Raw genomic sequence first — 21,018 nt, forward strand, 5'->3', positions numbered from 1 at the left:
GCGCCAGACTTACTGGCGCGCTTCGTTGAAGTAGCGGCGGGCACCTGGATGCAGGCCAATGGGTGTATTGGTTGCCGTGTCCAGAGAGATGGCTGCAGCCTGCGGATGCACCTCGCCCAGCTGGTCCAGGTTGTCGAACAACGCTCGGGTAATGTCATAGATCAGCTCTTCGCTGTAGCCGCTGGAGGTGAACAGCGTGGCTGGATCATTGATAACGGTCACATCTTCCGTCTGACCGGAGTAGGTGCCGGCAGGAATGTCATAGAGCTGGTAGTAGGGGTAGGCTCGCAGCAGGTCGACTACCTCATTGGCCTGCACCGGCAGCAGCCGCATGTTGCGCTGGGAGTCCAGGTCGATCAGGGCAGCGGTCGGTGCGCCAGCCAGAACTACGGTGGCATCCAACTGGCCATTGGTCAGGGCACTGACGCCTTCATTGTAGGACAGGAACTGTGGACGCACGCTGTCGAACACCCCGTAGGCTTCCAGCACACGCTGCGCCAGAACGGCGGCGTTGCTGCCCGGCGGGCCCAGGCTGACGCGCTTGCCTTCCAGTTCGGACAGGTGAGTAACACCTGTGCTGTCAATGGTGGCGATCTGCAGAACGGCCGGGTACAGATAGGCAATGGCCTGCACATCCAGCGGGTTACCGTCAAACGGGCCTTCTCCCGCCATGGCTTCATAGAGCGTGGAGGAGGAAGAGAAACCGAATTCCATCTGGCCCTGAGTAACGCGGCGAATATTCTCTACCGACGCTCCGGTCACTTCGGCGCGCGCGGTCGTGTTGTCCATGTTCTGGTTCAGCGTCTCGGCCATACCGGCACCGATGACGTAGAACAGACCACCGGTTCCTCCGGTGCCTATGGACAGGCGTTGTTCCTGGGCAAGGGCTACGCCCGCCAGAAGCGACAGACTGGCAAATGCGACTGCCACTGGCTTAAGTCCTTTCATGGTGTACCTCTCATCTTTGTAAGCAAGGTTGCTGTGGCCTGACTTCAGAGGGCAGTTGAGTGCAACTGCTCCTCGGCGGCCAGGGTGCGGAAGCTGGCAAAGCTGGCTTCCACGAGTTGCTCGATGGCGGCGTTCTGGTCGGAACCATCCACCCGCCCTTCGGACAAACGAGTGACCCGATCCGGATTGATCAGGGCGTAATACAGTGATCCGAGCAGGAACTGACTGCGCCAGATCAGCCCCTCCATACTGGCGCCGGGCACGCACTCCTTGATTGCCCGCAGAAAGGCCTGGCTGGTGTCATCAAATGAATCGGCAATGATGGCGGCTGCCTCCCGGTTGCCCTCGGCCGACAGAATGGCACGCATGCGGGTGAACTCGGCGCCACCGCCGATGCCGGATTGCGACATGGAAAAGGCCGGAATCACATAGGCCCGGATGATGGCAGTCAGACGCTGATCGAGATCTTCGATACGCCGGGCTTCGCGCAGCAGCTCCATACGGCGCTCGTTCATGGGGCCGGTGTGCTGCAGATAGATTTCTCGCACCAGGTTGGCCTTGGAACCGAAGTGGTAAGTCAGGCTGCCCACATTGGCACCCGCACCCTTGGCAATGGCACGCATGGACACGGCGCTGTAGCCATTGCGGGAAAACAGCTTCAATGCTGATTGCAGCAGAGCATCGCGAACATTGCGGGGTCGGGCGGTCATGCTATACGTCCATCCATTTTATTTGTGTTTATGTACATTCTCCTTGTACATTAGTACAAGGGATTTTTATAGTCAACCAGTGGGCTGTTTCCGGTCATGGGTGCAGCATGGTGTCGAGCAGTTAGTGGCGTCTTGCGGGTTGATTGAGATGGCAGGTCAGATTCATTAGCGGTGGCTGGTATTTTGTGGCAGGCGCTAGGGTGTTGACGCAGTGACTTTTTGTATGCTATAAAGTTTTTTATAATAAAATACATTTTTTGTTGATCCTGAGTACCTTGAGAGCGTCGGAGCGCCCCTTCAGTGTCAGCTATCCTCGTTGCCTGCAAATGGCCGCGACCATAGCGCTCAGTAGCCCCCTGTACTTATTGCAAAGTAGGAGAAAGCGATGAAAAGAGTAGTCTGCAAGAGGCCCGGCGAAATGGCGCTTGAAACTGCGGAGAAGCCTTCCCCCGGCAAGTCCGAAGTACTGGTAGGAATAAAGCGTATAGGGCTGTGCGGCACCGATATTCATGCGTATTCAGGCAACCAGCCCTATTTCAAGTACCCCAGGGTACTGGGCCATGAGCTCGCCGGTGTGGTCGAGTCTGTTGGAGAGGGCGTAACCGCAGTGGAGCCCGGCACAACAGTGTATGTGATGCCTTATATTGAATGTGGCGAGTGCATTGCGTGCCGAAAGGGGCGCACCAACTGCTGCACGAACATGAGCGTACTGGGCGTGCACAAGGATGGCGGCATGTGCGAGTACCTGTCAGTGCCGCAGTCCCATGTCATCAAGGCGGAAGGATTGGATCTGGATCAACTGGCGCTGGTGGAGTGCATGGCCATTGGCGCACACGCGGTGCGCCGGGCTGATGTGCAGCCAGGCACTACGGTGGCGGTTGTGGGGGCAGGCCCCATCGGCATGGGCATTGTTCAGTTTGCGAAGGCACGAGGCGCCCGCGTCATAGTAGTTGATATGAACCAGGATCGCTTGAAGTTCTGCCAGAAAACTCTCGGGGCTGCAGCCACGATACCTGGTGATTCGGATGTTGCAGCCGAGCTGGACAAGCTTACGAACGGAGACTTTCCGGAAGTGGTCTTTGAAGCGACGGGAAACCCCAAGGCGATGATGGCAGGTTTTAAATGGACGGCTCATGCCGGCAAATACGTGCTCGTGAGTGTGGTCAATGCAGATATAACCTTCAACGACCCGGAATTTCACAAAAGGGAGCTGTCCTTGCTGGGCAGCCGCAATGCAACCACCGAGGACTTTGAGCATGTCGTACGGTGTTTGCAAGACGGGGTAATACTGTCTACCGAAATGGTCACTCATCGCTGCAATCTGGATGAGCTGCCCCAGACCATGCCCGGCTGGATACAGCCGACAAGCGGAATCATCAAGGCCATTGTGGAGGTCAATTGATGGCTTCGCCACTTGTTCTGCAATTTGGCACCAGTCGTTTCCTGCAGGCCCATGTCGACTATTTCGTTGCCAAGTCCATCGAGTCCGGCCTGTCATCAACTCCGATTGCGGTGGTGCAGACATCATCAAGCCTGTCTGGGAAAAAGCGGGTAAAGGCTTTCAATGAGATAGATTACTACCCCGTCCGGATACAGGGGCTGGAGTTCGGCGAATCAGTTGATCGCACTGAGTGGGTTGGCAGTGTCGAGTGTGCCTTTGAGGCCGACCAGTCCTGGGCAGAAATAACCGAGCTGTTCTGTCAGCGGGTCACGCATGTGGTCTCCAATACCGCTGATAATGGGTATGAGTTATCCGATAGTGATCAGATAGATCAGCAACCGCCCACCAGCTTCCCTGCCAAGCTGACTGCACTGCTGCATGCACGATTCTCGCGTCAGGGCACCGGAGTGACGATCATGCCCTGCGAATTGGTGGCGGAAAACGGCCAGAGACTGAAAAGGGCTGTGGCATCCGTGGCACAGACATGGCGTCTGTCAGATGAGTTCCTGCATTGGATGGACGAAGAGTGTCTCTGGGTCAATTCACTGGTTGACCGTATCGTTTCAAGCGCCCTGGAGCCACTGGGTGCAGTGACCGAACCTTACGCCCTGTGGGCGATTGAGAACCAGCCGGGCCTGACTGTGCCGTGTGAGCACAAGGCGATTCGAGTCGTTGATGATCTGGCCCCTCTCGAGTGGCTCAAGCTGGGGGTTCTGAACCTTTCACATACCTATCTTGTGGACCGCTGGCTTGAAAGAGATGCCCTGAATACAGAAACCGTTTTCCAGGCCATGCACGACACAAGGCTCCGCAGTGAACTGGAGGATGTCCTGACCGAGGAAGTCATACCCATCCTGCAATCAATGCGCCTTGGCGAGGATGTAGAAGGTTATGTCGAAGCAGTGAGAGAGCGTTTTCTGAATCCCTTTCTGGAGCACAGGCTGTCGGATATCGCGCAGAATCATGCCAGCAAGGTAGAACGCAGGATCCTTCCTGTGTGGCAACAGCGGAACGGGCTGGATTGTCCTCGCCTGTTTGCTTGCCTGCGCCGACACCACCTGACAAGTGAGTAAAACAACAATGAATACCTGGAACTTCCTGAAAGTGCACCCTGATGACGACCTGATCGTTGCACTGACTGATTTGCGCAAGGGCGAGACGGTTGATCTGCCTGACCGATCAGTCACTCTGACAGAGGATGTTCAAAGCAAGCACAAGTTCGCCATGAAATCGTTCGAGCCCGGGGAGCGGCTGACCATGTATGGCGTGACCATCGGCGTCGCCACAAAACGGATCGCCGCCGGCGCGGCGATTTCCGTGGACAACGTCGAGCACTCAAGTACCACCTACGCCGCAAGTGATTCCCGGTATGAGTGGAGCCCGCCCGATGTATCCGCCTGGCGCCCCAGGACTTTGAATGCCTTCATTCGCCCGGACGGACAAGTGGGCACTGCCAACTACTGGCTGGTTGTTCCCCTGGTATTCTGTCAGAACCGCAACGTCGATGTCCTGCGCACATCCCTTCAGGATGCATTGGGCTACAGTACCGACAGTCAATACCGACAACTGGCCTGGCAGCTCGCCGATCAGTACCGCAACGCGGGTGGCGACTCGGTGGAAGAGCGCGCGGAGACATTTCCGGTCAATCAGAAAACGTTCGAAAATGTCGATGGCGTAAAGTTTCTGACGCACACTTCCGGATGCGGCGGTACGCGCGAAGACGCCGTTGCCCTGTGTCGACTGCTGGCGGCTTACATCCACCATCCCAATGTCGCTGGCGCCACCGTCCTGAGTCTGGGCTGTCAGAATGCGCAGATTCCGATTCTGGAAGAGGCCCTGAGTGACCTCGACCCCGAACGCAGCAAGCCTGTCCATTATTTCGAGCAGCAGGCCTACGGCAGCGAACAAACGCTGATGGAAGGGGCGATCAAGAAGACTTTTGAGGGTCTTCATTACGCCAACCAGTATTCTCGCGAGCCCGCACCGTTGTCAAAACTGAAGATTGGCGTCGAGTGCGGCGGTTCTGATGGTTTCTCCGGGCTGTCGGCAAACCCCCTGATCGGGCAAGTCGTTGACAGGGTTGTTGCCCTGGGCGGGACAGGCATTCTGGGCGAGTTTCCGGAACTCTGCGGCGTTGAGCAGGAACTGCTGGACCGATGCGTTTCCAGTCATCAGCGAGAGCGCTTCAAGGATCTGATGCAGTCCTATGTCCGCCATGCAGCGGCAGTAGGTGCCAGTTTCGACATGAACCCGTCACCCGGGAACATTAGGGACGGTCTGATAACCGATGCCATGAAATCAGCGGGAGCGGCCAGAAAAGGTGGCACATCGCCGGTGGTCGATGTTCTGGACTATCCACAGGTAGCACGCAAGCCGGGCTTGAACCTGCTGTGTACTCCGGGCAACGACGTTGAGTCAACAACCGCGCTGGCAGCAGCCGGGGCGAATATCATTCTGTTTTCAACCGGCATGGGAACGCCGACAGGGAACCCGATCGTTCCCGTGTTGAAGGTTTCCAGCAATAGCGATGTCGCACGGCGAATGGCAGATATCATCGACTTTGATGCGGGCCCTGTCATCAACGGTGAACGTCAGTTGCCAGAGCTGGCGGAGGAGCTGTTGCAGCTGTGCGTGGATACGGGTTCAGGGGCCTACATCAGCAAGGCGCAACGGCTGGGGCAGGATGATTTTATTCCCTGGAAACGTGGCGTGTCGTTGTAAGGAGACTATTCATGAAAACATTCGTCCGCATACTGGACCTGAAAGATGACGACCGTCTGATTGAAGAGTACAAACGCCACCACAAGGCGGTATGGCCCCAGGTCATTCAGTCACTCAGGAAAACGGGTGTCATCGACATGAACATATACGCCTTTGGGAATCGACTCGTCATGCTGCTTGCGACTGAGGACGAGTATCAACCTGAAGATGCCTTTCAGCAGTACTTGAGTTTTGACCCGGCCTGCGTGGAATGGGAAGAGAAAATGGGGCAGTACCAGCAGCCGGTACCAGGCGCCCCGCCTGGCGCGAAATGGGTCTCAATGGAGTGTTGTTTCAGCTTGTCGGACTATCAGTGAAGGTCAGCAAAATGCGCATCGATGCTCATCACCATTTTTGGCAATACAACGCCGCAGAGTACGGCTGGATATCAGACCAGATGGCGCTGCTCCGCCGTGATTACATGCCCGACGATCTGCTGGTGGAACTTTCACAGTGCAATATTGACGGCACTGTTGTGGTGCAGGCACGGCAGACTGAGGCGGAGACGCGCTGGCTCCTGTCACTGGCCAGAGAGAACCCTTTCATCAAGGGCGTGGTCGGCTGGGTTGACTTGCGAGCGCCTGATCTCGAGGCAAGATTGAACGAGTACAAAAAGGAAGTCTGGCTAAAAGGGTTTCGCCATGTCCTGGAGGACGAACCGGACCCGGGCTTCATGCTGAACAGCGATTTTCTTGGCGGCGTGGAAGCATTGGCAGACCATGATTTCAGTTATGACCTGTTGATTCGCCCGGACCAGTTGCCGCAGGCGGGCGAGCTCGTGCGCAAGCTTCCGCCCATGCGCCTGGTTGTCGACCACATGGCCAAGCCGGATATCAGGAATCAAGGCTGGCAGGCGTGGGCGGATGGTATGGCCTGCCTGGCATCATTCGATCATGTGTATTGCAAGATGTCCGGCCTGGTGACTGAAGCAGATTGGCAAGGGTGGCAGCCCTCTGATTTCGAGCCTTATCTGGATCACGTGTTTCAGGTATTTGGCCCTGAGAGGGTCATGTTCGGCTCGGACTGGCCGGTATGCAAAGTGGCAGGACGCTATCGGGCAGTTCATGCCCTGGCGTCGGATTATGTGCATCGCCGATACCCCGAATATGAGGCGGCCGTATTGGGTGAAAACGCCATGGCGTTCTATCGCCTGTAGTGGCCGCCAGCACCAACTGGGAACTGACTGAAATGCAATATCAAAAGCTGGGCAATACAAGCCTGAACGTGTCGAAATTGTCATACGGTGCGTCACCGCTGGGTGGTGTTTACGGAGATGTTGATCAATCTCAGGCAACACGGACCGTGCATGCGGCGCTGGATCTCGGGATCAACTTCATCGATTGTTCTCCCTACTATGGCATGACAAAAGCTGAAACCATGCTGGGCAAGGCATTGAAGGGCATCCCCCGAGACCAATACTTTCTCTCGACCAAGGCTGGCCGGTACGGACCCGAAGACTTCGATATGTCCGAGCAAAGAATACGCAAGAGCCTGGATGAAAGCCTTGAGCGGCTCGGTGTCGAAGAAGTTGATGTGTTCTTCCTGCACGATATTGAGTTTGTTGACCTCGATATCGTTCTGCATGAATCATTGCCTTGCATGGAGAAACTCAAGGAGGAGGGCCGCATTCGCTACTACGGCATCACCGGATATCCGCTGAAGCCATTCCGGGAAGTCATCCGTCAGTTTCAGGTCGATTGTATACTGTCCTACTGCCGCTATGGGTTGCACGATACCAGCCTCGCATCATTGCTGGACTATCTCGATGAAAATGAAGTAGGTGTGGTCAACGCCTCCCCCGCCTGCATGGGTCTGCTGACGAGCCGAGGGGCTCCGGACTGGCATCCGGCCGGCAGTGATCTCAGGAAGCGTGCGCAAAAGGCCGTTGATTTTTGCCAGGCTCAGGGCGTCGACATCACACAGATAGCGCTTCAGTTCTCGGCCCAGCATTCGGGAATACCTACAACACTGGTGGGGACAGCCAACCCGGCCTTCATTGCCCAAAATGTCGAGTGGATAAATGAACCCTTGAGTACAGAGCTTGTCGACGAAGTCAGATCAATTCTCGCCGGACCTGACAGCGTCTGGTCGTCCGGTCTTCCTGAGAATAACGACTTGTAGGAGGACAGGTTCATGACGATATCATCACTGCCTGTGCCCCCAGCGAGCCCTGACCGACTCGACTGCGTTGCTCTGGGAGAGGTCATGCTGCGACTGGACCCGGGGGAACACCGCATTCGGCAGGCGCGTACTTTTGACGTATGGGAAGGGGGTGGCGAATACAACGTCGTGCAGGCGTTGAGCAGTTGCTTTGGCCATGGCACTGCGATCCTGACCAGCCTGGTAGACAACGAGATAGGCCGGCTTCTGGAAGGTCTGATACGACGCTCCGGCGTTGCTACCGATTGGATTCGATGGGTGCCCCACGACGGTATGGGGCAAGCAGCGCGAAATGGTCTCTATTTCATGGAGCGGGGTTTCGGAGCTCGAGGGGCTACCGCAGTCATGGACCGGGCGCATACTGCAATTGCCCAGCTTTCGCCCGAAGACCTGGACTGGTCAGGAATTTTCTCCCAGGCCAGGCCACGATGGTTCCATGTGGGTGGTGTCATGGCAGGCCTGAGTGAAAAAAGCCCGGAGGTCGTCAAGGCGGCAATGATTGCTGCCCAAGAACAGGGTGCTATCGTATCCTATGACCTGAACTATCGGGCCTCGTTATGGGCAAAGAGAGGCGGAAAGAAGGCAGCGCTTGCCTGCAATGAAGAACTGTTGGAATTTGCGGATGTGGTGTTTGGTGTCCATTCACTGCCGCATCCGGTCGACCACCTGGACAAGGAGGCTTTTTCGGCAGCGTTGCAAGACATGTTGTCTCGCTATCCCAACATCAAGCTCGCAGCGACCAACATGCGCATAATAAAGGATGCTTCACACAATGATTGGAGCGGTATGTGCCTGGCGAATGGTGAGTTTTATGCAGCAAAACCATACAACGGCCTGCCGGTGCTTGATCGAGTAGGCGGAGGAGACGCATTTGCCGCCGGTCTCATCCACGGTTTGTTGAGTAACATGGGGCTACAGACAGCAATAGAGCTGGCTGCCGCGCACGGGGCCCTTGTCATGTCCACTCCGGGAGACAATTCCTTTTTCAGTGCAGCTGAGGTATTGGCCTATGCTAAGGGAGGGGAGGCGGCGGCCAACCGCTAACAAAAACCGATGGCATCAGGGGTGCGCCGACAGCTCCGGCTGTTCCTGACCTGACTTGATCGACAGCATTCGTCATTGTTTGTTGTTTATTTTGAGCGACAGCAACAGTGTCTTTCTTGAGGTGCTCAGGTGGTCTCGAGCAGCATCCAGTGCCTCCTGCTCGTCTCGGCTTTGAATGGCATTGATCAGCTTGAGATGCTCATGTATCGCGGCTTCGTTGCGTTCTCGTTCATCGCGCTTATCCCACTGGTAGTGGTAATAGAAGACCAGTGCAATAACTCGCTGCAACTCCACTATGAAACGGTTGTGGTTCACGCTGTAGATGGTGGAATGAAATTGCTCATCCAGGACTGAAAAGTCGTTGTACCGTTCGTTGATCTGCGCCAGCAGTTCCTGATGCTTCTGCTTCAGATCATCCATCTTCTGCCATATGGGGTCCTCTGGTGGCGACTTTACCAGGCGCGATATGGCATTGAGCTCAATCATTGTTCTCAGTTCAAAAAGCTCCATCGCATATTCTCGCGTGAATCCCAGCAGCTTCCATCCACCCTTGGGCCGACGCTCGACCAGGCTGAACCTGCTCAGTGACGCCAGAAACTCGTGCAGGGCGTGAGCAGGGACGTTGAACCAGCGCGACAATTCAGAGACGTTCAATGGCGTTCCCGGCGGCACATCGAAGCGCAGGATCCAGTTCAGGAACCGACGTTCGAGTTCTTCATTACTGATCGTTTCCAGATTCACCTCAATGAGATCGGTGTCGGCAGGCTGCCGCATGACCAGCTTCTGGCGACCGTTCCAGTGGATAATACCGACCTCATTCAGCCTGCTGAGAGCCGAGCGAATCACAGTCCTGCTTACGTCCAGCGTTCTTGACAACTCTGCCTCGGAAGGCAGTGAATCTCCCTCTGACTTGGAAGAGCAGATGTTCAGAAGCGCATTATACGCTTCACGAAAACGTTCATCGGTGCGTGCCATAGCTTGCCTGTGTGATTCAGCCTTACGTGATGGGATCGGTTTATCGCGCGGTTCAGTTTACAATAAAAAAAAACCATTGACACACAAATTGGCGGTGATCATACTAAGTGTATTCAATTATAAAAAACAGTATAAGGGGTCGCATTATGGTTGAGTTCTTCGCTCAACTTAGGGCAAGAGGTGCATCTTTCCGGCTGTCCAAGGGTGCTTTCCATAGAATCTCGGCAATCTTGACGGTACTGATTCTCATAGTCATTTTTTCCGTGGCCAGTCCCGCTTTCTCATCCACGAACAATGCCATGACCATCTTGTTGCAGACTTCGGTGATAGGGATGCTGGGTATTGGCCTGACCCTTGTGATCATTACAGGGGGCATCGATTTGAGCGTGGGGTCTGTGCTGGCTCTGGCCGGCACGGTTACCGGTCTGGTGATAAAAGCAGGGGTGCCCGTGTTGCCAGCCATGTTTATCGGTGTGGCTGTAGGTGCCTTGTGCGGTTTGATCAACGGATTTGTCGTTACGAAAATGCGCATTACACCGTTTGTTGCCACCTTGGGAATGATGATGATGGCGAGAGGTGTGGCGCTCGAACTGACGGGTGCCGCGCCTGTTTCCCGACTGGGTGAATCCTTCTCCATACTGGGCCAGGGCAGGCTTTTCCGAATCGTGGGCGAAGGCCCCCATGGTCTTCCCAGCGTTGTTTTTCCGGGCATTCCCTACCCTGCCATTCTGTTGTTGCTGGTTGCGTTGTCTGTAGCTTACCTCCTTCGTCGTCGGGCCACAGGCCGGCACATTTATGCCACTGGATCCAACGAAGAAGCCGCACGCCTCGCGGGCGTGAAGGTAGATCGAACCAAGATCATTGCCTACACGCTATCTGGAGCTCTGGCTGGGCTGGCAGGCATTGTACTGATGTCACGCCTCGGGACGGCTCAACCCAATGAGGGCGTAATGTACGAATTGGATGCCATCGCTGCCGCTGTCATTGGTGGAGCATCGCTAATGGGGGGCGTTGGCACTATTGGAGGGACGATAATTGGTGCCTTCATCATAGGCATATTGAGAAACGGTCTGAATATGGCTGGTGTGTCGTCCTTTATCCAGCAGATCATCATAGGTTTCGTAGTAATTGTGGCCGTGTATATCGACCAGATGCGTAACCGACGGTGAAATATGTGTAAAACAAAAATCGGAGAACAAAAATGAAGATTGTCTTGAAAGTATTATTTTCCTTTGTGGTCATTGCGCTGGCACCGTTAACAGCGGTTGCCGGGGAAATTGCAGTCATTGTAAAAACAACGAACTCCAACTTCTGGATGAATGTTGACAGAGGAGCAAACGCTGCTCTGGAAGGTCAGTCAGAGTTCACCTACACCTTTTCAGGTCCTGAATCGGAAACTGCTATTGCCAATCAGATAAATCTTGTTGAGAACGCGGTAAATCGTGGGGTTTCGGGTATTGTATTGGCACCGTCTGACCCCGAAGCACTTGTGCCTGCCGTACGACAGGCATATGAGAATGGTATTCCTGTAGTGATCATTGATTCCGAATTGTCTGAAGCCGCTGATGGCTACTATCAGTCATTCCTGTCAACAAACAACTGTGCTGCGGGCGAACTGGTAGCCGAAAACATGATCGAGCAAGTAGGCACCAGTGGCAAAGTGGCGGTTATGTCATATGTTGCCGGGGCCGGGTCTGAGATTGGACGTGTTGGCTGCTTCACTGACTATCTGGCTGAACATTCGGACCTGGAGATTGTAGGTCCTTTCTATTCACAGTCCCAGATGGGGACTGCATTGAATCAGACCACCGATGTCTTGTCAGCGAATAGTGACCTGGTGGGAATTTTTGGTGCGAATGAGCCGACAGCTGTTGGCATGGGCAGGGCGCTTGCTCAGTCGGACAACAATGACGGGATTGTAGCCTTCGGGTTTGACGGCAATGAAGACTTGCAGGATCTGGTTCGATACGGGGTGTTGAATGGCATAGCCGTTCAGGGTTCGTTCCAGATGGGGGAAATGGGCGTGCGAGCAATCATGGACTTCCTGCAGGGCAACGCTATTGATGAATTCATTGACACAGGCGTTGTATTGGTAACTCCAGATAACATTGATGAGCCTGAAGCTCAAAACGTTCTGTATTGAAGTTGTATCAGTACCTGATGCGCCGGCAGGCGCATCAGGTACTATCATACCCGGAGCCATCAAATGAGTAAGCCCTCGAAAAATGCAACACCACTTGTTGATATGAAGAATATAGAAAAACACTTTGGTGGTGTTGTGGCGGTCAATAATGTGTCGGCTAATCTGTATGCAGGAGAAGTGGTTGGGTTGCTTGGTCACAACGGTGCGGGTAAATCGTGCCTGATGCGCATTCTTTCCGGAGCAATGACTCCCAATGAAGGTGTTATCAGTGTCAACGGTGAGAAGGTTGAGCTGAAGTCACCCCTGGATGCTCGTGACCTGGGTATCGAAACAATATATCAGACCCTGGCACTGGCCAATCATCTGAATGCACCATCCAACCTGTTCCTCGGCAGAGAGTTGAAGACACCCTTTGGGAACCTGGATGACAAACGCATGCTGGAAGAATCAAGACAGGTTCTTCACCGGCTCAACCCCAATTTCAAGAATCTGCTTGACCCGGTATCCAGCCTTTCCGGCGGGCAACGCCAGGTAATAGCAATTGCGAGGGCCATCTATTTCAACGTCAAAATACTGATAATGGATGAGCCTACGGCAGCGTTGGGCCCCTCGGAAACGGCCATGGTTTCTGAACTGATACAGGAACTCAAGAATCAGGGTATCGGGATATTTCTGGTCAGCCATGACATGCACGATGTTTTTGATTTGTGTGACCGAGTGATGGTCATGAATAAAGGCCGCAATGTCGGCACCCATCATATTGAAGACGTTACAAAAGATGATGTGCTCAGCCTGATCATAAAAGGTGAGTTGCCTGGGGGCTGGACACCGGGGAAGAAAGAGGCGGTTCAGTGACCCTTGTCGATGCAGATATCGGTCGGGCTCTGTCCGGGCGAGTGAGTAGGAATGAATTTATTTTAGCTAACAGTGGGTTTGAATATGAGTGCTAGCGTCAAGCAGATTCTTGAGTCGGCCAGTCCGGTACTGCCTGTTATTGCAATTGACAATCTGGAAGACGCAGTGCCATTGGCCAAAGCCCTGAAGGCTGGAGGACTGACGGTTCTGGAGGTGACCTTGAGGACAGACGTTGCCTTTGATGCGATAAAGGCAATGCAGGGTGTTGAGGGCATTACAGTTGGAGCAGGTACTGTCAAGAATGTGCGCCAGTTGAAGGATCTGGAAGAGTTGGGAGTGGATTTTGCGGTGAGTCCTGGCTCTACTCATGAATTATTGGAAGCAGGAATTGAAAGCTCGATACCCTTTTTGCCCGCCGTCTCCACTGTGTCGGAAATGATCAAGGGACTGGATACAGGATATGACTGTTTCAAGTTCTTTCCTGCCAGCGCATTTGGTGGAATAAGCGCTCTGAAGGCCTTTTATGGTCCACTGCCGGAATTGCAGTTCTGTCCAACGGGTGGTGTGTCAGCCGACAACTTCAAGGATTACCTTGCCCTGCCCAACGTAATCTGTGTGGGAGGGTCCTGGGTAGTTCCGAAGAATGCATTGAAAAATCGTGATTGGAACCATATTACAGAGCTGGCACGCCAGGCGACAGGACATAGTGTCTCCTGACAGAGGCCCTGAAATGCCACGAACTTCTGTCAAGGGACACTAGACCGTCGGCGCGCGCCCGGTGCTTTCGCGCACGATGAGCTGGGTGCTCAGAATCTGGCGCGCGGCCACCTGCTTGCCGCCGATGATGTCGAGCAGATTCTTCATGGCCTGCTGGCCGATGTCATTGCGCGGCTGGCTGATGGTGGTCAGTTCCGGTTCGCAGTATTCACTGAAGCCGATGTTGTCGAAACCGATGACCGACAGGTCGCCCGGCACGTCCAGGTCCAGTTGGCGAGCCGCCTTCAGCACACCGATGGCCATCTCGTCACTGTGACAGAACACGGCCGTGGGCCGGTTTGCGGCATCTTCCAGCAACTGCAGCCCCTGCTGATAACCGGAGTGAAACGAAAAGTCCCCTTCCCGCATCCAGGGCTCGGCCAGAGTCTGGCCGGCATCCTTCATGGCAGCCTGATACCCCTTCACCCGCTCCCGACAGATGGGGTTGAGCAGCGGCCCCGAGATCGAGCCGATCCGGCTGTGGCCCAGTGACTGCAGATAGTCGATGGCATGGCGGGCGGCGGCGAAATTGTCGATGCAGACGGTCGGCAGTTCGATGTCGTCATAGAACTCACAGGCCATCACCAGTGGGAAGTCGGGTCGTCGGTGCGCCTGCTGCACCAGCACGGCTGGTACATCCGAGGTCAGCAGTATGATGCCGTCGGCCTGATTGGTGGGCAGCAGACTGAAATAGGCTTCGGCACGGCTGGGGTCCAGGTCACAGTCCCCGATCAGCACCTGATAGCCGGCACTGTGCGCCACATCCTCCATGCCGTTGATGATGGCGGAAAAGAACGGGTTGGAAATGTCCGGCAGCAGAATGACGATGGTACGTGATTCCGAGCGGCGCAGGTTGCGCGCGGCCACATTGGGTGAATAGCCGACCTCGGCGATGGCCCGATTGACACGCTCACGGGTGCTGGCGGTGACCTTTTCCGGCGACGCCAGCGCCCGGGACACCGTGGCGGTGGAGCAGTTGGCGGCGCGGGCGACGTCTTTGATCGTAGGCATGGAGACCGTTCGGGTTCCGAGTGTCGTAGGGCGCGAGTTTACCATAAGAAGTGTTGTTGACGTCTCCGGGCGCGGTCGGCAGGTGGGGTGCCGACCCCCGGCTGCCCCTGTCTCAATCTCGGTAATTTAATGTAAAGCATTACAATTAACAAGCGCTGCCCTTCCGGGTATTCATGAAAAATGCAGGAAAAACAATCAATTCAGGGCATTTTATGAGTTTTTGTGCGGGTGTTGACGTCGAAAGTCTGTTCTGCTTGAATGTAATGCATTACATCAATAACAACAATTCGAGGTGCATGATGAAGACCATGAAGGGTCCGGCGTTGTTTCTGGCGCAATATGTCAGCGACGAACCTCCGTTCAACAGTATCGACAACATTGCCCGCTGGGCCGCCGAACTGGGCTTCAGGGGGGTGCAGATTCCCACCTGGGACAAGCGTCTGTTCGATCTGGAAACCGCTGCCGAAAGCCAGTCCTACTGCGACGACCTGAAACGTCGTCTGGCCACCCACGGCATTGAAATCACCGAGCTGTCGACGCATCTGCAGGGCCAGTTGGTGGCCGTGCATCCGGTCTACGACAACCTCTATGACGGCTTCGCCCCGGAGCACCTGCATGGTGACCCGGATGCACGCCAGAAATGGGCCGTGGAGCAACTGCTGCTGGCGGCCAGGGCCAGTGCACGCCTGGGTCTGAAGACGCATGCGACCTTTTCCGGCTCGCTGCTGTGGCCCTTTCTGTACCCCTGGCCGCAGCGTCCGGCGGGTCTGGTCGAGGAAGGCTTTCGTGAACTGGCCCGGCGCTGGCGCCCCATCCTGGAAGCGTTCGACCGGGCCGATGTCGACCTCTGCTACGAGATTCACCCGGGTGAAGACCTGCATGATGGCGCCACCTTCGAGCGTTTTCTGGCCGCAGTCGAAGAGCATCCGCGCTGCTGCATTCTCTATGATCCGTCGCACTTCGTGCTGCAGCAGCTCGACTACCTGGCCTTTCTGGATCGCTATCGGGAACGCATCCGCTCCTTCCACGTCAAGGATGCCGAGTTCAACCCCAGTGCCCAGCAGGGTGTCTATGGCGGCTACGAGTCCTGGGTGGAACGCGCCGGGCGCTTCCGTTCGCTGGGCGATGGTCAGGTCGACTTCAATGGCATCTTTTCCCGTCTGGCCCAGTATGACTTCGATGGCTGGGCCGTGATCGAGTGGGAATGTGCGCTGAAGCATCCCGAAGACGGGGCGGCCGAAGGCGCGCGCTTTGTGCGCGACCATATCATCCGGGTGACCGACAAGGCCTTTGACGACTTTGCCGATGCCGGTACGGATGAAGATGCCAACAGAACCCTGCTCGGGCTCTGAACCACTGACTGGTCAACAGGATTCAAAACAATGGCTGAGAACAATCAACGCCTCCGGCTGGCCATGCTGGGCGGGGGTGACGGCGCACTGATCGGCGGTGTGCACCGCATTGCCGCACGCATGGATGACCGCTATGAACTGGTGGCCGGCGTGTTTGCGCCGGACCCGGCTGCAAACCGGCAGTTTGCCCGTACTCTGGGCCTTGCCGAGGAGCGGGTCTATGCGGACTACCAGACTCTGCTGCAGGCCGAGGCCGAGCGCCCCGATGGCGCCGAGGTGGTGGCCATCGCTACGCCCAACCATCTGCATTTTCCGATGGCGCTGGCGGCACTGCAAGCCGGTCTGCATGTGGTCTGTGAAAAACCCATGACGCTTACCGTCGAGGAGGCCGAGGCCCTGGCGCGCGCAGCCGGCGAATCGGACCGTGAATTTCTGCTGATGCACAACTATGTGGGTTACCCGCTGGTGCAGCATGCGCGGGAAATGGTCGCCAGCGGCCAGATCGGCAAACTGATCAGTGTGCAGGTCGAATATGTGCAGGAGTGGCTGACCGAAGAGCCCGCAGCCGACAACAAGCAGGCCGCCTGGCGGCTGGACCCGGAAAAGGCCGGGGCGGCGGGCTGTCTGGGCGATATCGGCACCCATGCCTTTCATCTGGCGCGCTTCATTACCGGCGAGCCGGTGTCCGCAGTCAGCGCCGACCTGGTCAGCCATGTGCCGGGCCGGGTACTGGATGACAATGTGCAGGCGCTGCTGCGTTTCGAGGGCGGCGCCCGTGGTTCGCTGTGGGCCAGCCAGACGGCACCCGGTCATGAGAACGCCCTGCGCATCCGCGTGATCGGCGACAAGGCCAGTCTGCACTGGCAGCAGGAAGCGCCGAATGAACTGCTGTATGCCCCGCTGAACGCGCCGGCCCAGCGCATCACCCGCCGTGATGATCTGCTGGGTAACGCTGTCGGGCGCAGCATTCGCATACCGGGTGGGCATCCGGAGGGTTATCTGGAAGCCTTCGCCAACCTGTATCAGGCGCTGGCCGACCGCGTGCGGAGCGGGCAGTCTGTTGCCTGGCTGCCGGGGGTTGAAGCCGGGGTCGAGGGCATGCGCTTTGTGGAAGCGGCCTTGCAGTCCAGTCAGGCCGATGGGCGCTGGACCGCCATTCGACCGGTCGACACAGCAGCAGGACGGAGGTGAGCATGAGTCATCCCCTCTTGCGTCTGCGCGGCATCAGCAAGGCCTTCGGGCCGGTCACCGTGCTGCAGAACATTGATCTGGATGTCGAGCCGGGCGAGGTGCTGGGCATTCTGGGCGAGAACGGCGCCGGCAAGTCGACGCTGCTGAAACTGATCAGTGGTGTCTACCAGCCCACGGCCGGCACCATCGAGCTGGACGGTCAGCCGTTCCAGTCGCTGGACCCCATCGAGGCCCGCAGCTGCGGCGTGGCCATGATTCCGCAGGAATTCAACCTGGTGCCGTCACTGCGCGTCTACGAGAACGTCTTTCTGGGTCAGGAGATCCGTCGCTACGGCCTGCTGGATCGGCGCACGATGCGGCGGCGCACGGTCGAGATCCTGGCCTCGCTGAATGTGGACCTGAACCCGAACCTGATGATCGGCAAGCTCAGCGTGGCCGAGAAGCAGATGGTGGAGGTGGCGCGGGTACTGGTCAACGATGCCCGCATCGTCATTCTCGACGAGCCGACCACGGTGCTGACCGACCGCGAAGTGGCGGTACTGTTCGACGTCGTCCGCTCCCTGCAGAGCCGGGGCGTGGCGGTGCTGTTCATCTCGCACAAGCTGAAGGAAGTGAAGGAGCTCTGTCACCGGCTGCTGATCCTGCGTGACGGCCGCCCGGTGGAGCTGTGCGCCACGGCTGATCTGACCGAAGAGGACATGGCCTACCGCATGGTTGGCCGCGAGCTGGCGCAGATCTATCCCGACAAGGGCAGCACGCCCGGTGACTGTGCGCTGGAAGTGCAGGGGCTGAGTGTGCCCGGCCTGATCAGCGACATCAGCTTCCGGCTGCATCGGGGTGAGGTGCTGGGGCTGGCGGGTCTGGTTGGTTCCGGGCGCACCGAAGTGGCCGAAGCCATCATGGGGCTGCAGGCCCGGGTCAGTGGCAGTATCCGCATTGACGGCAAGCCGGTGTCGATCCGTGACCCGGATGCGGCGCACCGCCATGGTCTGGCCTATCTGTCGGAAGATCGGCAGGGCAAGGGGCTGATTCTCAACTTCAACGTGATGCAGAACATTACCGCACTCAGCCTGAAGCGCTATGTGCGCGGCCTGATCCGGCACGGTGCCGAGCGGCGGCAGGCGGAGCACTATCAGGAACGCCTGGCCATCAAGGCGGCCAGCCTGCGCAACCCGGTGGGGCTGCTCAGCGGGGGCAACCAGCAGAAGGTGTATCTGGCCAAGCTGCTGGATATTCATCCGCGCATCCTGCTGCTTGACGAGCCGACACGCGGCATCGACATCAACACCAAGCAACAGATTTACCGGCTGATCCGGTCACTGGCCGACGAGGGCAATGCGGTGCTGGTGATTTCGTCCGAACTGGAAGAAATCATCGGCCTGGCCGATCGCGCTCTGGTCATGCGCGAAGGGCAGATTGCCGCCGAGCTGACCGGCGATCAGATCAATGAACAGGACATCATGCTTTACGCCGCCGGCGCCCGTCATCGTGACAGTGGCGCTCCCGAACCGGCCCTGAACTGAGGTAACGACAATGTCTGAATCCAGAACTTTTGGATCACAACTGCTGAGCGGACTGCGCCGGCTGCCGATCGACACATCCCTGCTGGCACCACTGCTGGCCCTGCTGATACTGCTGGTGGTGTCTTCACTGGCCAGCGAGTTCTTTCTCAACACGCGCAACATTTCCAATGTGCTGCGCCAGGTGTCCTACACCGGCATCATCGCCATCGGCATGACGTTCGTGATCATCGCCGGCGGTATCGACCTGTCGGTGGGTTCCATGCTGGCGCTGGTCGGCGTGGTGCTGATGTATATCGTCAATGCCATTGCCGACCCGGTGCAGGCGGTCATCATGGGCATGCTGGGTGCCGTGCTGGTGGGTGCCCTGTTCGGTCTGTTCAATGGCATCTTGGTGACCAAGGGGCGTATTGCGGCCTTTGTGGTGACCCTGGCCAGCATGTCGATTTTCCGCTCCCTGGCGCTGTATTTTACCGATGCCGGCGAGATCACCACGCGCAACCCGCTGTTCAACAACATCGGCGGTGGCTTCTTTCTGGGCCTGCCGATTCCGGTCTGGACCTTCCTGGCCATGGCCATCGTGGCGCACATCCTGCTGATGCATACCGCCTACGGGCGCCATGTCTGCGCCGTGGGTTCCAATGCCCAGGTGGCCCGCTATTCCGGCATCCGCGTGCAGCGCGTCATCATGAGTACCTTCGTCATCGCCGGCGTTTGTGTCGGGGTGTCGGCCATCATGCTGGCCTCGCGCCTGAACTCGGTCAGCCCCAGTGATGCCGGCTATTTCTACGAACTGGATGCCATTGCCGCCGTGGTGATCGGGGGCACGGCCCTGGCCGGCGGGCGTGGCTCTATCTGGGGCACCGTCATCGGGGCCCTGATTCTGGGCATCATCAACAACATGCTGAACCTGATGGGAGTGTCGCCCTATCTGCAGGGGCTGATGAAAGGTGCCGTGATCCTGGCGGCCGTGCTGCTGCAGTACCGGCGCAATACCTGAGGCCTGGCACAAGAACAACGAGTTGATTGCCGGGGCCGGGGTGCCGGTTTCGGGTTATCAAGGCTGGTCAGCAACCCAGCACCATAAAACCAAGACAACAGGAAAGGTGACTATGAGAATAAATACAATGATCAAGAAGGCTGCACTGGCAATCTGCCTTGTCGGTGCCTCAACCCTGGCGACCGCCGACGAATACCATATCGGCGTGACCGTGCCCTCGGCTGACCATGGCTGGACTGCTGGTCTGCTGTGGTGGGCCCAGCGCGCCACGGCGGACCTCGCCGAGAAGTACCCCGAGGTAACCTTCACCGTTCTGGCGGCGGATTCCGGCACCTCCCAGGTGGCCGATGTGGAAGACCTGATGGTGCGCAATATCGATGCGCTGGTGATTCTGCCGCACAACCCGGCGACACTGCAGCGCGTGATCACCGAAGCCTATGAAGAAGGCATCTACACCGTGGTGGTCGACCGGGAACTGGAAGAACCGGCACAGGACGTGTTCATGGCCGGCAACAACCCGGGTCTGGGTGAGGTCGCTGCCCGCTACATGGCTGAAGAACTGGGTGGTCAGGGCGATATCCTGGTACTCGAAGGGCCGTCCATTCCGATCAACTCGCAGCGTGTTGATGCGTTCAATCGCGTGATGGAAGACTACCCTGGCATCAATATTCTGGCGTCGCAGAATACCGACTGGAACCCGCAGCGCGCTCTGAGCGTGACCGAAGACCTGCTGGGTCGGTTCCAGCATGTGGATGCCATCTGGGCCGGTGATGATGATGTGCTGATGGCGGCGATGCGAGCCATTGCCGAGAACCAGCGCGACGAAATCCAGTTGGTTGTCGGTGGCGGCGGTTCGCAGGAAGTTATCGATCTGATCCGCAATGATCATCCGATGGTCAAGGGTACTGTGACCTACCCGCCTAACATGGTCGCTTCAGCCATCGCGCTGGCCGTCCATGGCGTCAAGGGTGAGCATCTGGGTGACATGTACCACGGCGTACCGTCGCGCATCATCCTGGCGGCCGATCTGATTACAGCCGACAATGTCGAGCAGTTCTACGAGCCGGATGCGGCTTACTGAGCAGAGCGTCTGCTGATCGCCGCCTGAGGTGATCAGAATGTCCTCCTGACGTGGTGTTGGGCGGGCTCCGC

General features: G+C 57.1%; 20 protein-coding genes. 16 read left to right on the forward strand and 4 right to left on the reverse strand.

Annotated features, from left to right (window positions below):
• Window positions 1–9: 9 nt before the first annotated feature.
• Together E4656_RS10180 and E4656_RS10185 are read right to left on the reverse strand one after the other, a co-directional pair.
• Window positions 10–930 (reverse strand): TAXI family TRAP transporter solute-binding subunit, encoded by a 921-nt coding sequence (locus tag E4656_RS10180; RefSeq protein ID WP_240753958.1) that lies wholly within the window; start codon window positions 928–930, stop codon window positions 10–12.
• A 62-nt stretch (window positions 931–992) separates the two neighbouring features.
• A complete protein-coding gene (locus E4656_RS10185; protein ID WP_135483118.1) occupies window positions 993–1,658 on the reverse strand; it encodes a TetR/AcrR family transcriptional regulator in 666 nt (221 codons plus the stop codon).
• A 385-nt stretch (window positions 1,659–2,043) separates the two neighbouring features.
• Between E4656_RS10185 and E4656_RS10190 the strand changes: the two genes are divergently transcribed.
• From E4656_RS10190 to E4656_RS10220, 7 genes are read left to right on the forward strand one after another with little or no spacing between them, the layout of a single operon-like run.
• Window positions 2,044–3,060 carry a zinc-binding alcohol dehydrogenase family protein gene (locus E4656_RS10190; protein ID WP_135483119.1) on the forward strand — a complete coding sequence of 339 codons (1,017 nt, stop codon included), beginning with the start codon at window positions 2,044–2,046 and terminating at the stop codon, window positions 3,058–3,060.
• The gene (locus E4656_RS10195; RefSeq protein ID WP_135483120.1) at window positions 3,060–4,172 is read left to right on the forward strand and encodes a mannitol dehydrogenase family protein; all 1,113 of its coding nucleotides are present in this window, start codon (window positions 3,060–3,062) and stop codon (window positions 4,170–4,172) included. The genes E4656_RS10190 and E4656_RS10195 overlap by 1 nt, the downstream gene beginning before the upstream one ends.
• 7 nt (window positions 4,173–4,179) lie before the next feature.
• On the forward strand, window positions 4,180–5,820 hold the full coding sequence (locus E4656_RS10200) for a UxaA family hydrolase (protein ID WP_135483121.1): 1,641 nt from the start codon (window positions 4,180–4,182) through the stop codon (window positions 5,818–5,820).
• Window positions 5,821–5,831: 11 nt separating this feature from the next.
• Window positions 5,832–6,176 (forward strand): L-rhamnose mutarotase, encoded by a 345-nt coding sequence (locus E4656_RS10205; RefSeq protein ID WP_135483122.1) that lies wholly within the window; start codon window positions 5,832–5,834, stop codon window positions 6,174–6,176.
• A gap of 11 nt (window positions 6,177–6,187) precedes the next feature.
• Complete coding sequence (locus E4656_RS10210; protein ID WP_135483123.1) at window positions 6,188–7,015, forward strand: amidohydrolase family protein; 828 nt, start codon at window positions 6,188–6,190, stop codon at window positions 7,013–7,015.
• Between the two features lie 32 nt (window positions 7,016–7,047).
• Window positions 7,048–7,980: an aldo/keto reductase gene (locus E4656_RS10215; RefSeq protein WP_135483124.1), complete on the forward strand. Its 933-nt coding sequence runs from the start codon at window positions 7,048–7,050 to the stop codon at window positions 7,978–7,980.
• Window positions 7,981–7,992: 12 nt separating this feature from the next.
• Window positions 7,993–9,063 carry a sugar kinase gene (locus E4656_RS10220; RefSeq protein WP_135483125.1) on the forward strand — a complete coding sequence of 357 codons (1,071 nt, stop codon included), beginning with the start codon at window positions 7,993–7,995 and terminating at the stop codon, window positions 9,061–9,063.
• A gap of 72 nt (window positions 9,064–9,135) precedes the next feature.
• On the opposite strand, the gene E4656_RS10225 is transcribed toward E4656_RS10220, so the two are convergent.
• Window positions 9,136–10,038 carry a GntR family transcriptional regulator gene (locus tag E4656_RS10225; RefSeq protein ID WP_135483126.1) on the reverse strand — a complete coding sequence of 301 codons (903 nt, stop codon included), beginning with the start codon at window positions 10,036–10,038 and terminating at the stop codon, window positions 9,136–9,138.
• A gap of 146 nt (window positions 10,039–10,184) precedes the next feature.
• Between E4656_RS10225 and E4656_RS10230 the strand changes: the two genes are divergently transcribed.
• From E4656_RS10230 to E4656_RS10245, 4 genes are all read left to right on the forward strand, one after another.
• Entirely contained in the window at window positions 10,185–11,207 is a 1,023-nt protein-coding gene (locus tag E4656_RS10230) for an ABC transporter permease (RefSeq protein WP_135483127.1), read from the forward strand.
• A gap of 32 nt (window positions 11,208–11,239) precedes the next feature.
• Complete coding sequence (locus E4656_RS10235; protein ID WP_135483128.1) at window positions 11,240–12,181, forward strand: ABC transporter substrate-binding protein; 942 nt, start codon at window positions 11,240–11,242, stop codon at window positions 12,179–12,181.
• A gap of 63 nt (window positions 12,182–12,244) precedes the next feature.
• Window positions 12,245–13,036, forward strand: coding sequence for an ATP-binding cassette domain-containing protein (locus tag E4656_RS10240; RefSeq protein WP_135483129.1), 792 nt, complete (start codon window positions 12,245–12,247; stop codon window positions 13,034–13,036).
• Between the two features lie 84 nt (window positions 13,037–13,120).
• Window positions 13,121–13,753 carry a bifunctional 4-hydroxy-2-oxoglutarate aldolase/2-dehydro-3-deoxy-phosphogluconate aldolase gene (locus E4656_RS10245; protein ID WP_135483130.1) on the forward strand — a complete coding sequence of 211 codons (633 nt, stop codon included), beginning with the start codon at window positions 13,121–13,123 and terminating at the stop codon, window positions 13,751–13,753.
• Window positions 13,754–13,792: 39 nt separating this feature from the next.
• Here E4656_RS10245 and E4656_RS10250 read toward each other — a convergent pair whose 3' ends face one another.
• On the reverse strand, window positions 13,793–14,803 hold the full coding sequence (locus tag E4656_RS10250) for a LacI family DNA-binding transcriptional regulator (RefSeq protein WP_135483131.1): 1,011 nt from the start codon (window positions 14,801–14,803) through the stop codon (window positions 13,793–13,795).
• A gap of 299 nt (window positions 14,804–15,102) precedes the next feature.
• Here E4656_RS10250 and E4656_RS10255 point away from each other — a divergent pair, with 299 nt between their 5' ends.
• The 5 genes from E4656_RS10255 (at window position 15,103) to E4656_RS10275 (ending at window position 20,947) form a co-directional block, all read left to right on the forward strand.
• On the forward strand, window positions 15,103–16,155 hold the full coding sequence (locus E4656_RS10255) for a sugar phosphate isomerase/epimerase family protein (protein WP_135483362.1): 1,053 nt from the start codon (window positions 15,103–15,105) through the stop codon (window positions 16,153–16,155).
• 30 nt (window positions 16,156–16,185) lie between these two features.
• Window positions 16,186–17,346 carry a Gfo/Idh/MocA family protein gene (locus tag E4656_RS10260; protein ID WP_135483132.1) on the forward strand — a complete coding sequence of 387 codons (1,161 nt, stop codon included), beginning with the start codon at window positions 16,186–16,188 and terminating at the stop codon, window positions 17,344–17,346.
• Window positions 17,347–17,348: 2 nt separating this feature from the next.
• On the forward strand, window positions 17,349–18,869 hold the full coding sequence (locus E4656_RS10265; RefSeq protein ID WP_135483133.1) for a sugar ABC transporter ATP-binding protein: 1,521 nt from the start codon (window positions 17,349–17,351) through the stop codon (window positions 18,867–18,869).
• A gap of 10 nt (window positions 18,870–18,879) precedes the next feature.
• On the forward strand, window positions 18,880–19,866 hold the full coding sequence (locus E4656_RS10270) for an ABC transporter permease (RefSeq protein ID WP_135483134.1): 987 nt from the start codon (window positions 18,880–18,882) through the stop codon (window positions 19,864–19,866).
• Window positions 19,867–19,978: 112 nt separating this feature from the next.
• Entirely contained in the window at window positions 19,979–20,947 is a 969-nt protein-coding gene (locus E4656_RS10275; RefSeq protein ID WP_135483135.1) for a substrate-binding domain-containing protein, read from the forward strand.
• Window positions 20,948–21,018: the final 71 nt, after the last annotated feature.

It is taken from the genome of Natronospirillum operosum (genome assembly GCF_004768465.1).
Taxonomy (GTDB): Bacteria; Pseudomonadota; Gammaproteobacteria; order Pseudomonadales; family Natronospirillaceae; genus Natronospirillum; species Natronospirillum operosum.